This window comes from Clostridium sp. UBA5119 (assembly GCF_002414285.1).
GTDB classification, from domain to species: Bacteria; Bacillota; Clostridia; order Clostridiales; family Clostridiaceae; genus Clostridium_J; species Clostridium_J sulfidigenes.
In genome coordinates, this window is sequence record NZ_DHYX01000033.1 from 5,730 (window position 1) to 6,354 (window position 625).

The window sequence follows — 625 nt, forward strand, 5'->3', positions numbered from 1 at the left end:
TTCTTCAACCTCACAACCACCATTTAACTCTATATTTACTTCATCCCCATTTACCATTCCTAGGGTTTTTAGTACACCTTTAATATTTATAATCTCTCCCTCAATACCATGACCTACTCTAATTGAACCTAAAAGCTTAACATTAGTTGCATTTATTCTTCCTTCAATTCTTCCTGCTCCTGCCACAGTGAGCTCTTCACCTTTAAAATTACCACCTATTTTACCACTTCCACTGATGTTAAATTTCTTTGCATGAATAGAACCAAGAACAGAACCACTTCCGCTGATACTACCAGTAACGCAGTTTAAGTCTCCAGTTACCTTTCCACATCCACTAATACTAAAACCATTACTTATAACAGCACCTTCAACTTTTCCACTACCACTAATACTAAATTTTTCACAGTTTACATCTCCAACAATTTTTCCACTTCCACTGATAGATGCAATCCTATATCTTCCTCCTGCCGCACTCCCTGAACCTGTTATTTTTAAATCTCCAAACTGTTCATTACTCACCATAATTTATACCTCCATTTTATTTTCACGTAATAATGTTACATTAACTAATTACATATAGCTCTTCAATATAGTAAATAGCCATATATTCAACCATCTTTTATCA

1 protein-coding gene is annotated in these 625 nt (G+C 34.4%); it reads right to left on the reverse strand.

Annotated elements, in window-relative coordinates; all coding sequences use genetic code 11:
* Positions 1 to 522 (reverse strand): polymer-forming cytoskeletal protein (locus tag B2671_RS04215; RefSeq protein ID WP_346869296.1); only part of this gene is annotated, 522 nt, incomplete at its 3' end.
* Positions 523 to 625: the final 103 nt, after the last annotated feature.